This window comes from Brotaphodocola sp., from assembly GCF_050873365.1.
In the GTDB taxonomy this organism is placed as follows: domain Bacteria; phylum Bacillota; class Clostridia; order Lachnospirales; family Lachnospiraceae; genus Brotaphodocola.
Window position 1 is genome coordinate 24244 of record NZ_JBNMIQ010000018.1, and the last position, 13250, is coordinate 37493.

General features: G+C 48.1%; 11 protein-coding genes. 10 read left to right on the forward strand and 1 reads right to left on the reverse strand.

Translation table 11 applies throughout. The annotated features are described in order from the left end of the window. Positions 1-84: 84 nt before the first annotated feature. Complete coding sequence (locus ACR0QT_RS09525; protein ID WP_432630568.1) at positions 85-1131, reverse strand: LacI family DNA-binding transcriptional regulator; 1047 nt, start codon at positions 1129-1131, stop codon at positions 85-87. Positions 1132-1729: 598 nt separating this feature from the next. Here ACR0QT_RS09525 and ACR0QT_RS09530 point away from each other — a divergent pair. The 10 genes from ACR0QT_RS09530 (at position 1730) to ACR0QT_RS09575 (ending at position 12918) form a co-directional block, all read left to right on the forward strand. Then, positions 1730-2536 (forward strand): ABC transporter permease, encoded by an 807-nt coding sequence (locus ACR0QT_RS09530; protein WP_432630569.1) that lies wholly within the window; start codon positions 1730-1732, stop codon positions 2534-2536. Next, positions 2512-3303 (forward strand): ABC transporter ATP-binding protein, encoded by a 792-nt coding sequence (locus tag ACR0QT_RS09535; RefSeq protein WP_432630570.1) that lies wholly within the window; start codon positions 2512-2514, stop codon positions 3301-3303. The genes ACR0QT_RS09530 and ACR0QT_RS09535 overlap by 25 nt, the downstream gene beginning before the upstream one ends. A gap of 109 nt (positions 3304-3412) precedes the next feature. After that, positions 3413-4504: an ABC transporter substrate-binding protein gene (locus ACR0QT_RS09540; RefSeq protein ID WP_432630571.1), complete on the forward strand. Its 1092-nt coding sequence runs from the start codon at positions 3413-3415 to the stop codon at positions 4502-4504. Positions 4505-4650: 146 nt separating this feature from the next. Beyond that, complete coding sequence (locus ACR0QT_RS09545; RefSeq protein WP_177977882.1) at positions 4651-5469, forward strand: linear amide C-N hydrolase; 819 nt, start codon at positions 4651-4653, stop codon at positions 5467-5469. A gap of 45 nt (positions 5470-5514) precedes the next feature. Further along, a complete protein-coding gene (nagA, locus tag ACR0QT_RS09550) occupies positions 5515-6771 on the forward strand; it encodes an N-acetylglucosamine-6-phosphate deacetylase (protein WP_432630572.1) in 1257 nt (418 codons plus the stop codon). 82 nt (positions 6772-6853) lie between these two features. Beyond that, positions 6854-8050: a diphosphate--fructose-6-phosphate 1-phosphotransferase gene (locus ACR0QT_RS09555; RefSeq protein ID WP_432630573.1), complete on the forward strand. Its 1197-nt coding sequence runs from the start codon at positions 6854-6856 to the stop codon at positions 8048-8050. Beyond that, complete coding sequence (locus ACR0QT_RS09560; protein ID WP_432630574.1) at positions 8047-8961, forward strand: triose-phosphate isomerase; 915 nt, start codon at positions 8047-8049, stop codon at positions 8959-8961. Before ACR0QT_RS09555 ends, ACR0QT_RS09560 begins: the two co-directional genes overlap by 4 nt. 120 nt (positions 8962-9081) lie before the next feature. Then, a complete protein-coding gene (locus tag ACR0QT_RS09565; RefSeq protein WP_432630575.1) occupies positions 9082-10578 on the forward strand; it encodes a lactate racemase domain-containing protein in 1497 nt (498 codons plus the stop codon). A 31-nt stretch (positions 10579-10609) separates the two neighbouring features. Continuing rightward, positions 10610-11758 carry a class II fructose-bisphosphate aldolase gene (locus tag ACR0QT_RS09570; protein WP_432630576.1) on the forward strand — a complete coding sequence of 383 codons (1149 nt, stop codon included), beginning with the start codon at positions 10610-10612 and terminating at the stop codon, positions 11756-11758. 422 nt (positions 11759-12180) lie between these two features. Further along, a complete protein-coding gene (locus ACR0QT_RS09575; protein ID WP_432630577.1) occupies positions 12181-12918 on the forward strand; it encodes a transglycosylase domain-containing protein in 738 nt (245 codons plus the stop codon). The last annotated feature ends 332 nt before the right edge of the window (positions 12919-13250 follow it).

The window sequence follows — 13250 nt, forward strand, 5'->3', positions numbered from 1 at the left end:
ATTCTTGAAGATATGTTTAATCTATAATTATAGTTTGATTCAACCATATTCTTCTCTTAACCAGTCGCTTGTTGATTTTTATTCTCAATCTAGTTCCTCTCTTGGGCGAAGGGGATGTGCTGGTCCACAGCTCTCCCGGTTTGCAATGTAGAAGGGCAGGTTGATTTTCATCGGGAGGGAATGTCCGCCCTCGATCCGGTCAATCAGAGTCTTAGCAGCCATCTGTCCCATCTCCTCGATCGGGATGTGGACGGTTGTCAGCATTGGGATCAGGTACTGGGCTGTCTCAATGTCATCGATGCTGATGATGGAGATGTCACCGGGAATCGAATAACCGGCTTCCTGGATTGCGCGCATTGCTCCGATTGCAGTCATATCGTTCGGACAGAAATAGGCAGTTGCGTCGCAGTTTTGTTCGAGAAGTCTTTTGGCACCGAGGTATCCACCCTCGGAAGAGAGAGTCACGTTGCTGACATATCCCTTATAGACAGTGATATTTTCTGCGGAGAGAGCATCGAGATATCCACGATAGCGATCTTCCCGTTCCGTTTCACCGATGTAGGCAATTTTTCGATGACCGAGCTGAATCAGGTGATTGATTGCAGTTACCGCAGCCTGATAGCCATCGCAGATGATCTGGTCGTAACGAGCGTCGAGGCTGTTGAGTCCCGCGTATACGACATATTGGAAATACTGTTTTAAGAATTTTAAAAGTTGTTTGTCACAGCGCCCAAGCACGGCAACTCCGTCCACATGGTTGTCGGAGATCAGCCGATAAGTGCCTGGATGGTGAATATCAAACGCGGAAAATGTATATTTCAAAATATAATTGTGGCGAAAGGCCTCCTTCTCAATACTGCGGGCGAGCGGGGAGAAGAAATTGTCCGTGTTGGTGTCCTCGACACGGGCAAACAGGCAGGCAAGTGCGTGACAGCGCGAAGTGTCCGCATGCGGATCTCCTTTTTTGAGCTGACGGGCAGAGCTGTTTGGGGTGTAGCCAGTCTGGCGGACAATCTCCCAGATTCGATCCTGAACTTCCTTGCTTGCTGGACAGCGCCCGCTCTTGTTGATTACGCGGGATACAGTAGAAATGGAAACTCCGGCCTGAGTCGCAATCTCTTTCAGTGTCATCTGGTATTTTTCCTCCTTTTTTTATATGTTCTCTTTTTATGTGTTCTCTGTGCTCTCGATTTGTGTTTTGTATGTTCCCTCTTATATTTTACTTTTTTCTTTGTTTTCTTTTCTTTTGTTTCCTTTTTCTTTTGCTTTTTTTCGTCCGTTTGCTTTCCCGTTATACCCTTTATACCGTTAGAAATACGGAAAACTTTCTTTATTTATTAAGAGTATAACGGATTTTTGAGAAAAAAGACAGAGCGGATTACACAAAAAATAATGAAAAAAATTAGGCAAAATAAAGCCAAACGTTTGCTCAAAAAGGGCGTGCTTTTATTGTGAAATGTGTTATAATGACATTACAAACTCAAAAGAAAAATGTCAAATTATACAAAATAGAGCATGAAAACGCAAAAAAGAGGAGGTTTGTTAAGCGAAAGTCAAACGAAAAAAAGTCAAAAAGAAAATGAAAACAGGATGGGGAAACAATTAAGAAAAAGATGGGAAAGAAAGTGTAAAAAGAGTAAGTAGACAGAAAACAAACAAGAAATAAGTGGGGAACAAACAAGAAAGTAACAGAGAGAAAAAACTATAAAAAGGAGAAGGAGGAAACGAGATGTCTTCTGATGCAGGGAAGCAGAAAAAGAAGGAAAAAGATCTGATCGGACAGATTCCGAATGGGGGATGGCTTCTGATCTCACTGCTCGTGGCGATTGGACTGTGGAAATGGCTGTCAATTAATCCGAAGACGGCGCGCAGTTTTCCGTTTTTACCAGAAGTATTAGAGGCACTTAAGACGATGGTTGGTCGCGGAGTGCTCTGGAACGATTTTGCAAGCAGTATGATCTCGGTGGTATTCGGATTTGTACTTGGATTTGTGACTTCCGTGCCGGTTGCATTTATGATGGCATGGTATCGCCCGGTTCGCTACATTGTGGAGCCGTGGATTCAGTTTATCCGAAATATCCCGCCGTTAGCTTATGTACCGCTCGTAGTTATCTCGGCAGGTGTTGGACGCAGACCTCAGGTCATTGTCATCTGGTTGGCGACCTTCCTGATTATGACCGTGACGATCTATCAGGGCGTGCGAAATGTGGATGAGACGCTGATCAAGGCGGCGCGTGTACTCGGTGCAAAAGACAATGATCTGTTTGTAAAAGTGATTTTCCCGGCAACGACTCCGTTTATCATCACAGCGGTTCGTCTAGGTGTTTCCGTAGCGCTGACGACTCTGATTGCGGCAGAGTCCACCGGCGCGATTGCAGGACTCGGAATGAGAATCCGGTCACTGAACAACAGCTTTGAGGTGGCACCGATGTTGCTCTATATCATCATCATCGGTATCATCGGACTTACAAGTGAGAAGGTAATCAAATATCTGGAAAGGAAGTTTACGGGATGGCAGGAGACGAGAAACGTGTAAAAGTGAAGATTGACCATGTCGAGAAGATTTATGAAGGCAGAAAAGGAAAGATGATCGCTCTGAATGGGGTAGATCTTGACATCATGGAAAATGAATTTATCTGCGTGGTAGGACCTTCTGGATGTGGAAAATCCACTCTGCTCAACATCATTGCGGGACTGCTTGAACCGACTTCCGGAGCAGTGTATGTGGATGGAAAGAAAGTAGAGGGAACCGGAACAGAGCGAGGCGTGGTATTCCAGCAGTATGCGCTCTTCCCGTGGCTGACGGTCCTCAAAAACGTCATGTTCGGTCTGAAATTGAAGGGCATGAAGGATGAGGAAGCAAAAGAGATTGCGATGAAATACATCCGCATGGTTCAGCTTGAAGATTTCGTGGATGCCTACCCGAAGGAGCTGTCCGGTGGTATGAAACAGAGAGTTGCGATTGCGCGTGCCTATGCGGTACAGCCCGAAGTGCTTCTGATGGATGAGCCGTTTGGAGCGCTCGATGCACAGACGAGAACTCAGCTTCAGTCCGAGCTGATTCGCACCTGGCAGGAAGAGAAGAAGACTTGCTTTTTCATCACTCACGATGTGGAGGAGGCAGTCATTCTTGCGACGAAAGTCATCATCATGAGTGCGCGTCCGGGACGAATCAAGAAGATCGTGAATGTGAACCTGCCGTATCCGAGAACGCAGGAGATGAAGATGGAGCTTCCGTTCCTTGATCTCAAGACTTATATCTGGGGCGAGGTTTACAAGGAATATCTGGAAGTGCGAAAGTAGGACGAGAGTTACGTTTTAATATAGGCGACTAGAAATAGGAGACTAGAACTAGAAGACTAGAAGACGGAGATTTGAACGAGAAAAGAAAAAGATCAAGGAGGATCTTATTATGAGAAAACGAGGAATCTTATCAGTGGCACTGGCATCTCTTCTGGCAGTATCTTCTTTAGCAGGATGTGGAAGCAGTAAACCGGCTGAGACAAAGGCACCTGAGACTACGGCAACCGCTGAGACGAAAGCGGAAGAGACCACAGCAGAAGCGAAGGCAGAGGAGAGCAAGACCGAGGAGACGGCGCAGGACCCGATCACTCTCAACATCGCTTACATGCCGAACTATGGAAGCCTCTGGTCAGTGACGACAGCCATTGAGAAGGGATACATGGAGGAGCAGGGAATCACAGTAAATATGATTGAGTTCGCAGACGGCCCGACGATCATCGCATCACTGGAGTCCGGAAGCGTGGATATCGGATACATTGGACAGGGTGCTCATAAGCTGTGTATCAATGGTCAGGCAAAGATCATTGCTCTGTCTCACATCTCGAACGGTGATGCCGTGATCGGTGGACCGGAAGTCAAGACACTTGAAGATCTGAAAGGAAAGAAAGTGGCATACTCCTCCGGTACCTCGAGTGAGGATATTTTGACGAATGCGCTCACGAAGGCAGGTCTCTCGATGAGCGATATCACCGCAGTCGATATGGATGCTTCCGGTATCGTGACCGCGATGGTTTCCGGCGGTGTGGATGCATGTGCAACCTGGTCTCCGAACAGTTTAAAGATTCTTGAGGAAGTGAAGGATTCCACGAAACTTGCGGATAACATGACCTTCTCCGATACGACAGTTTCTCTGGGAAGCTGGATCGTAACTCCGAAGTATGCAGAGACGAATCAGGACAAGATCCTTCGATTCACCAAGGCTCTGTTCAAGGGAATGGATTATGCGGCAGACGGAAACTATGAGGAAGTTGCAAAGTATGTAGCAAACCAGACAAAGACGGATGAGAACAGCGTTTACGAACAGCGCGGTGATGCAGACTGGCTGACTGGTGCGGAAGTTGCAAAGGGCGCAGAGGACGGAACCGTTGAGCAGTACTACAAGACCCAGCAGGAGAATTTCATTGCAGGTGGTCAGGTAGAGAAAGAAGTTCCGATTTCTGATTATGTAATGCTTGACAATATGGTAGAAGCAGGAAAATAATAGAAACGAATCAAAATAAAAATGAATTAAAAACAGGAAAAGTATAACAGCTTTGACCGTATGAGGCTGCCATCATCTGGTGGCAGTCTCTTTTCGTTTTGATTATAGAAACGGAATAGAGGTCACAGGAAAGGAAATGAGATCATATGCGTCACGAGTATTATCAGTATACAAAGGAAGAACTTTTGAGCAATCCGAAGATTTCTCTGAGCTGTCTTCCGGATAATGAATCCGTATTTCGCCAGATGGCAAATCAGATGATTGAGGAGATTGAGAAGAACAATCGTGCGGAGAAAAAGACGGTGTTTATCTGTCCGGTTGGTCCGGTGGGACAGTATCCATATTTTGTGGATATGGTTAATGAGCGCGGGCTGAGTCTGAAAAATGTCTGGTTCATCAACATGGATGAGTATTTGGATGATCAGAAACAGTGGGTTCCGATCGATCATCCGTTAAGTTTCAGGGGATTTATGGAGAGAACCGTTTACTCGAAGATTTACGAGGAACTTCTGATGCCAAAGAGGCAGAGAGTTTTTCCGGACCCGAACGATGTGGGATATATTCCGAGACTGATCGAGGAGCTTGGCGGTGTCGATATCGCATTTGGAGGAATCGGCATCAATGGTCATGTGGCGTTCAATGAGGCAGATCCGTCACTGACAAATGAGGAGTTTTTGAATCAGAAGACGAGAGTCCTTGCGATCACGCCGGAGACGCGCACTGCAAATGCGATCGGAGATTTCAACGGTGCGCTTGAGGACATGCCACACTACTGCATTTCGATCGGAATGTATGAGATCTCTCACGCGAGAAAGATCCGACTTGGATGTTTCCGCAACTGGCATCGGGCAGTGGTTCGGAGAGCTTCTTATGGGGAGCCGACATCCGCATTTCCGGTGACACTTCTTCAGGGTCATCCGGATCTGACGCTGACCTTTACGGATTTTGTGGCAAATTTGGAGTAAGAAAGATTGACAGGATAACAGGGACAGACTGGGGGTAGCGTGTTCATGGAACTGCTTTTGAAACATGGTAAGGTATATCAGAATCACGGATTTGCAGGGAAGGATATCCGGATCAAGGACGGAAAAATTGTGGAAGTGGGAGAGAATCTTGACACATCGGCATCAACGACAACCTCATCAGATGCCAAGGTGCAGGTGATAGATCTGAGAGGACTCTCGGTGATTCCGGGTTTGATTGATATTCATACGCACGGTGCAGTCGGTGTGGATGTCAACTCGGCGAAGGCGGAAGATTTTGAAAAGATCTGCCGTTTTCAGGCGAGTCAGGGCGTGACCGGTTGGCAGGCTTCGATCTTGACGGACACAAAGGAACAGACTCTGTGGGCGATCGGAGAATATCGCCGATGGAAACAGCTTTCCCATCAGGGAGCCACACTGATCGGTATCCATTTGGAGGGACCCTTCCTCGCAAAAGAGTACAAGGGAGCAATGCCGGAACATCTTTTAAAAACCCCAGATCTCGAACTCTTAAAGGAGTATCAGGAGAGCGCCGGAGGGGATATCCGTTATATCACGGTGTCCCCGGAGGTTGAGGGCGTGGTCGAGGCGATTCCCCAGATGAAAAAACTGGGAATGGCAGTCGCAATCGGTCACTCCGGTGCGGATTATGAGACGGCGCGCCGGGCGATTGCAAATGGCGCGACGAGTGCGACTCATGTGGGAAATGCGATGCGACTTCTGCACCAGCATGAGCCGGCGATCTTTGGAGCGGTGCTTGAGGATCAGGATGTCTATGCGGAGATGATCTGCGATGGACGCCATCTTCATCCGGGAACGGTTCGTTTTATTCTCAAGGCGAAGGGAACCGAGCATGTGGTGGCGATCACGGATTCGATCATGGCAGGAGGACTTCCGGATGGATTTTATCATCTCGGTGTCAATGAGGTTGTCGTGAAAGACGGGGACGCCAAACTTGTCAGCGATGGGACGAGGGCAGGAAGTACACTGACTGCGATTCATGCGATTCAGAACCTCGTTCAGTTTACCGGAAAATCTCTTGCTGAGATTGTACCGCTGATGACGGAGAATCCGGCAAAACTGATTGGAATTTATGACCGGACAGGTTCGATTGCACCGGAGAAAGATGCAGATCTGACGATTCTCGATGAGAATCTGGAGGTTGTTTACACGATTGCGAGAGGAAACCTCTGTTACTCGCGGGACAATCAGACGGAGAATCAGACGGATGATCAGACGGAGAATCGGACTGAGAATCAAACTGAAAATCGAACTGAAAAGTAGTTGGAAGAAGAACGAAAAGTAAGAGGAATAACTTAGAAAACGAATGGCAGAGGGCGGATGAGAGAAGGGAGCGGATCGGAAAATGGAAAAAAATGTGCTCGTGATCCACGGCGGAGGTCCGACAGCGGTGCTGAATGCATCTCTTTATGGGGCGATTCAGTCAGCGAAGGAGAGCGGAGAGACTTCTCATGTATATGGAGCGATCGGAGGCAGTGAGGCAATTTTAAAAGAACGTTTTCTGGATTTGATGCAATTCCCGGAAGAGACACTCAGGCGTCTTCTGACAACGCCGGGTACAGCGATCGGTTCTTCGCGGTATGCACTCAGCGAGGAAGATTATGCGAGAATGCCGGAGATTTTTGAAAAGTGGAAGATCAAATATGTTCTGCCGACAGGTGGAAACGGGACGATGGATACCTGCGGAAAGATTCAGAGAGCGTGTGAGGGCACGGACATCTGTGTGGTTGGAATTCCAAAGACGATCGACAATGATATTGCAGTCACCGATCACACGCCGGGATATGGAAGTTCGGCGCGCTATTTAGCGGAGACCGTCGCAGAGATCGGAGCGGATGTGAAGTCTTTGCCGATCCATGTATGCATCGTCGAGGCGATGGGACGAAATGCCGGATGGATCACGGCTGCCTCCGCACTTGCGCGAGAGAAAAAGGGGGATGCCCCTCATCTGATTTATCTGCCGGAACGACCATTTCGAGAAGAAGAATTTCTTGAGGATGTCAAACGCCTGTATGAAGAACTCGGTGGAGTCGTCGTGGTTGCAAGCGAGGGACTGAAAAAAGAAAACGGTGAGCCGATTGTGCCACCGATCTTTCGCTCAGGGCGTTCAGTTTACTACGGGGATGTCGGAGCCTATCTGGCAGAACTTGTGATTCGTAAACTTGGAATCAAGGCGAGAAGTGAGAAGCCAGGCATCTGTGGCAGAGCGTCGATTCCGCTTCAATCGGCAGTTGACCGGGAGGAAGCGGTGATTGCGGGGCGAACTGCTTTTGAGTCGGCATTAGCGGGACAGACCGGTGTCATGGTCAGCTTTGTGCGGGAAGCGAGTGAGGATGGCAGTTATCGGATGCATCCGGGCACGGTTCCGATTCAGGAGGTCATGATGTATGAGCGGAAAGTGCCGGAGTCCTATATCAATGAGCGTGGAAATGATGTGACAGAGGAGTTTGTCTCCTGGTGTAGACCGCTTGCGGATGTCCATCATCGGGAATTTATTGATTTTCAGGAATACTACTGGGAACGGAAGGGGAAGAGGGAATGAAACATATTTATCTGAATCTGAAACGGTTTGATATTCCAAAAGAAGCCGGAGGCGTGAATTCGCTTGCGCCGATCCGGGAGTGGGGAGCAAAAATTGTTCGGGAGACGCAGGAGGCTCTGAAGGAATATGACAGGGAGAATGTGGAATTTGCAATGTATTTTCCGGAGGCTCACCTGATTCCGGCGCTCGAGGCGCTTGAGGAGGACAGTCCGATTCAGGTTGGCTGTCAGGGCGTTTTCCGTGCAGATACCGTGTGCGGGGGAAACTTTGGAGCATTCACAACCGGAAGAACTGCAAATGCGATGCGTGCCCTCGGCTGTGAGAGTGTGCTGATTGGTCATTGCGAGGAGAGGAGAGACAAGAGTGAAATCATGAGGGAGTTGATGAATGGCAATGTAGACTCCTCAGATCCTTCTAATTTCACGGAGTTTGCAGATCGTTTCGTGGTCTCTGATCAGGCAGTGCGCGGTGCAGTGAACCGAATTCTGAACAAGGAGATCCGGGAGGCGGTGCGCGCAGGAATGAAGGTGCTCTATTGCATCGGAGAATCTGCCGAGGAACAGCCGATCTGGAAAGACGTTTTGAGAGAACAGCTTGAGGTTGGACTTGCAGATGTGGATCGATCCAAAATCACGATCGCCTATGAGCCGATCTGGGCGATTGGACCGGGAAAGATCCCGCCGGATCAGGCATATATGGAAAAGATTGGCGCTTATGTCAAGGAAGTTACCGGTGGCATGGATGTCGTCTACGGTGGCGGTTTGAAGAAGGAAAACGCGGAAATGCTTGCGGGTGTGAAATCGATGGATGGCGGTCTGATTGCGCTGACGAGATTTTCGGGAGAGATTGGATTTTACCCGGAGGAGTATTTGGAGATCATTCGTCTGTACCTGAACGCAAATCAGGGTTAGATAGGGTTAGATATAGTAGACATAGACGAAAATAGGAATTTGACCGGAAGCAGTGAGTTGTGATTGACGGAAGCAATCAAACAGATTGACAGAAATAAAAACATTCAGGAGGAACGGAGAATGAGATTATCGTTTGAATATGGACAGGGATTGATGAGTGCGGAATTGCCGGATACGACAGATGTCTTTATTCCGGGGGAGACGGTGCCGGACCCGCCGTGTATTCCGGAGGATCAGATTGAGGCAAAGACGCTGGAATCGATCCGCAACCCGATGGGAATGCCACCGCTGTCTGAGTTGGCGCACAAGGGCTCAAAGGTCACGATCGTTTTCCCGGACATTGTAAAGGGCGGAACTCAGCCGACTTCCCACAGAAAGGTATCGATCAAGCTGATTTTGCAGGAACTCTACAATGCGGGAGTGGAGAAAAAAGATATTCTCCTGATCTGTTCAAATGGTCTGCATCCGAGAAGCACGGAGCAGGAGCTTCGCCAGATCCTTGGTCCGGAACTGTTTCAGGAATACTGGTACAGCCATCAGATCATCACGCATGACAGTGAGGACTACGATCACATGGTAGATCTCGGAACGACGGATCGCGGAGATCCTGTTCTGATGAACAAATATGTCTATGACAGTGATGTCGCAATTCTGATCGGTCACACGCAGGGCAATCCTTACGGCGGATATTCCGGCGGATACAAGCACTGTGCAACCGGAATCACCCACTGGCGTTCGATCGCTTCCCACCATGTTCCGGAGGTCATGCATCGTGCAGATTTCACTCCGGTAAATGGAAAGTCCCTGATGCGCACGAAGTTTGATGAGATCGGACAGCACATGGAGAAATGCATGGGTAAGAAATTCTTCTGCTGTGATGCGGTTCTGGACACTTATTCCCGCCAGATTGAGATCAACAGTGGATATGCGAAAGTCATGCAACCACACTCCTGGATCACGGCGGACAAGCGCACCTATGTGCCGTGGGCAGAAAAGAAGTACGATGTGATGATCTTCGGTATGCCACAGGCGTTCCATTATGGAAATGGAATGGGAACGAACCCGATCATGCTGATGCAGGCAATCTCTGCCCAGGTCATCCGTCATAAGCGTGTGATGAGCGATCACTGCGTGATCATCTGTTCTTCGATTTGCAATGGATATTTCCATGATGAGCGCTGGCCGTACCTGAGAGAACTCTATGAGATGTTCCAGAAGGATTACATGAACACTCTGCCGGATTTGAACCGCTATGGAGAGTATTTTGCGACAAATGAGGAATATATCCGCAAGTACCGTTTCTGCAACGCTTTCCATCCGTTCCACGGTTTCTCGATGATGAGCTGTGCTCACATTGCGGAGATGAACACCTCTGCGATCTATCTCTGTGGCGCTCAGGAGCCGGGATATGCGCGTGGAATGGGACTCAAGACGCGGGCGACGATTGAGGAAGCTCTCGCAGATGCGATGAAGAAATATGTTGGACCGAACCCGAATATTCTTGCACTTCCGCAGACGTTCAAGCTCGGTGCAGTGCATCTGATGATGAAGGATGAGACACCGGATGGAAAGGGTGCACAGGACTGCCATTGCGCTGGTCATATGCATCACATGTAAAGAACCTATGTAAAAAAAAGGAGGAAAAACAATGCCACTGATTCCTTTGCGTCCTCTTCTTGAGGCGACGGTAACATATGGATTTGGACAGGGCGCGTTTAATGTAAATGCGGTTGCCCAGGCGAAGGCTGTGATTGAGGTGCATGAAATGTTCCGTTCTCCGGCGATTTTGCAGGGAGCGGATCTTGCGAATGGATTTATGGGCGGGCGGACAGATTTTGCGAATGCGACGATTGAGGATAAGAAGATCGGAGCAAAGAACATCGCCAATGCCGTGAAAAAATATGGAGCGGATTCTGAGATTCCGATCGTGCTTCATCTCGATCACGGACGCAATTTTGAGTCGTGTGTCGCAGCGATTGAGGGTGGGTATACCTCCGTTATGATCGATGGATCGTCGCTCCCGTTTGAGCAGAACATGGAGCTGACGCGCGAGGTCGTGAAGTATGCGCATGCGAGAGGCGTCAGCGTTGAGGGAGAACTTGGTGTTCTCGCCGGAGTCGAAGATCATGTCTTTTCGGCTTCCTCGACGTACACGAATCCGCTTGATGCAGTGAAGTTCATCCAGAATACGGGAGTCGATGCGCTTGCAGTTTCTTACGGCACGATGCACGGCGCCTCGAAGGGCAAGAATGTCAAGCTCAGAAAAGAGATTCCGATTGCGATTCGGGAGTGCTTAAATCACCTCGGAATTTTCTGTGCTCTGGTTTCCCACGGTTCTTCGACAGTTCCGAAATATATCGTGGATGAGATCAATGCGCTTGGTGGAAATTTGAGCAACACTTACGGCATCTCGATTGAGGAGCTGAAAATGGCGATTCCGTCCGGCATCAGCAAGATTAACGTTGATACCGATATCCGCCTTGCAGTGACGCGTAATATGAAAGAACTGTTTGCGAAGTATCCGGAGAAGCGCACGAGTGCCTCGATCGGTGCGATCTATGAACTGCTCGAGACGAAACGTGACCAGTTTGATCCGCGCGTCTTCCTTCCACCGATCATGGATACCGTGATGTATGGCACAATTCCGGATGAAGATGTCGCAGAGATCGTGGCTTGCATTGAGCGAGGTGTCAAGGAGGTTGTTGGAACGCTGATCGTTCAGTTTGGTTCATTCGGAAAGGCTCCGCTCATCAAGCAGAAGTCTCTGGATGAGATGATTGAGTTTTATAAAGATTGATTGAGTGTGTTCCCCAATTTTAATATGGTGCCCCCGATTGTTGGATGTTTAGGTCTGACTTTTGGGGGCATCTTATTTGTGGTTTAATGGGGAAGAGATTTGTGTAAAAACTGTGTTGAAAACCTGAAGATCAATTCCAAATCTTGTAATAAATCCGTCAGAATTTTCCAAATATTGTCATAAAGTATAAGAGATTGGTAAAGTCTTACCGCCCCTTTCCATGCTAGAATAAGATCATCGATAGGAGAAAGTTTCATACGTTTCATACAAGAATTTCAAAAAAGAGATTCATGGACAGAGATTCATAAAAAAGTTCATGACAAAGAAATTAGAAAAAGAAATAAAAAAAAGAAATTCGGAAAAGAAATCATACAAAAAAATTAGATGAGGAAATGATAAAATACGCGGAAGGAGCGGTGAACATGAGACTGAGAAAATTAACTGGATGGATGACAGCGACGGCGCTGACGGTGATGAGTTGTACCGGGTTCACCGTTCTGAAGGAAGGATATGAGGCATATCAGACAGCGGTTGAGGCAGAGAGTCTTGACGAAAAGATTGCCAAGATCCAGGCGAAAAGAGGATACACGAGACTTTCGGAACTTCCGGATACCTATGCACAGGCGGTTGTCTCTGTGGAGGATCATCGGTTTTACAATCATTTTGGACTCGATCCGATTGCAATTGGGCGGGCAGTGGTTCGCGATTTGAAAGCTAGACGATATGTGGAGGGCGGAAGCACGATCACCCAGCAACTTGCAAAGAATTTGTATTTCAGTCAGGAAAAACAACTCTCAAGAAAAGTGGCAGAGGTCTTTTTAGCACTTGATCTTGAGCAGAAGTATTCCAAGGATGAGATTTTGGAATTGTATGTGAACAGCATTTATTACGGGGATGGATACCAGAATATCGGACAGGCAAGCCGGGGATATTTTGGAAAAGAGCCGTCGAAGATGAGCGATTATGAGTGTACGCTTCTTGCAGGTGTGCCGAATGCACCGTCCCGGTATGCACCGTCAAAGCATCCGGATCTCGCCTCAAAGCGCCAGCAGAAGGTGCTGAGTCGGATGCAGGTTTGCGGATACCTGACGAAAGAGGAGACGAGTGAGGTGAATGCGCAGATTCTGGCGATGAATTTACACTTTGTGGGAGCGAATTAAGAGATATAGGAACGACAAGAGAGGAATAATAGAGACAAGAAGGGGAGATGAAGGGGCGACAACGGCAGGAGTAAACCGTGCAAACTCGTTCTCACTCCGGGTTCGACGTAGCGGTGCATAAGACTGCAAAATACGCAGTCTAAGCACCGACGTCTCACACGGGTTTGCACTGGTTTCTCCGCCTTTTGTCGCCTAGCAAAGTATTTTCGGTTTTTCGATGAATTGCATCAATTCTCCAAATGTTCTTTAAAAGTGGGATTCCGAAGACTCTCCCCCTAACTATTGACATAAAGCCAAAAATAACGTGACATATGATCGTTTTTTATGATCTT

Excerpts from the sequence above, each read along its gene's own strand:
- ACR0QT_RS09525 (WP_432630568.1), bottom strand. The coding sequence starts at position 1,131 with ATGACACTGAAAGAGATTGCGACTCAGGCCGGAGTTTCCATTTCTACT.
- ACR0QT_RS09530 (WP_432630569.1), top strand. The coding sequence starts at position 1,730 with ATGTCTTCTGATGCAGGGAAGCAGAAAAAGAAGGAAAAAGATCTGATC.
- ACR0QT_RS09535 (WP_432630570.1), top strand. The coding sequence starts at position 2,512 with ATGGCAGGAGACGAGAAACGTGTAAAAGTGAAGATTGACCATGTCGAG.
- ACR0QT_RS09540 (WP_432630571.1), top strand. The coding sequence starts at position 3,413 with ATGAGAAAACGAGGAATCTTATCAGTGGCACTGGCATCTCTTCTGGCA.
- ACR0QT_RS09545 (WP_177977882.1), top strand. The coding sequence starts at position 4,651 with ATGCGTCACGAGTATTATCAGTATACAAAGGAAGAACTTTTGAGCAAT.
- nagA (WP_432630572.1), top strand. The coding sequence starts at position 5,515 with ATGGAACTGCTTTTGAAACATGGTAAGGTATATCAGAATCACGGATTT.
- ACR0QT_RS09555 (WP_432630573.1), top strand. The coding sequence starts at position 6,854 with ATGGAAAAAAATGTGCTCGTGATCCACGGCGGAGGTCCGACAGCGGTG.
- ACR0QT_RS09560 (WP_432630574.1), top strand. The coding sequence starts at position 8,047 with ATGAAACATATTTATCTGAATCTGAAACGGTTTGATATTCCAAAAGAA.
- ACR0QT_RS09565 (WP_432630575.1), top strand. The coding sequence starts at position 9,082 with ATGAGATTATCGTTTGAATATGGACAGGGATTGATGAGTGCGGAATTG.
- ACR0QT_RS09570 (WP_432630576.1), top strand. The coding sequence starts at position 10,610 with ATGCCACTGATTCCTTTGCGTCCTCTTCTTGAGGCGACGGTAACATAT.
- ACR0QT_RS09575 (WP_432630577.1), top strand. The coding sequence starts at position 12,181 with ATGAGACTGAGAAAATTAACTGGATGGATGACAGCGACGGCGCTGACG.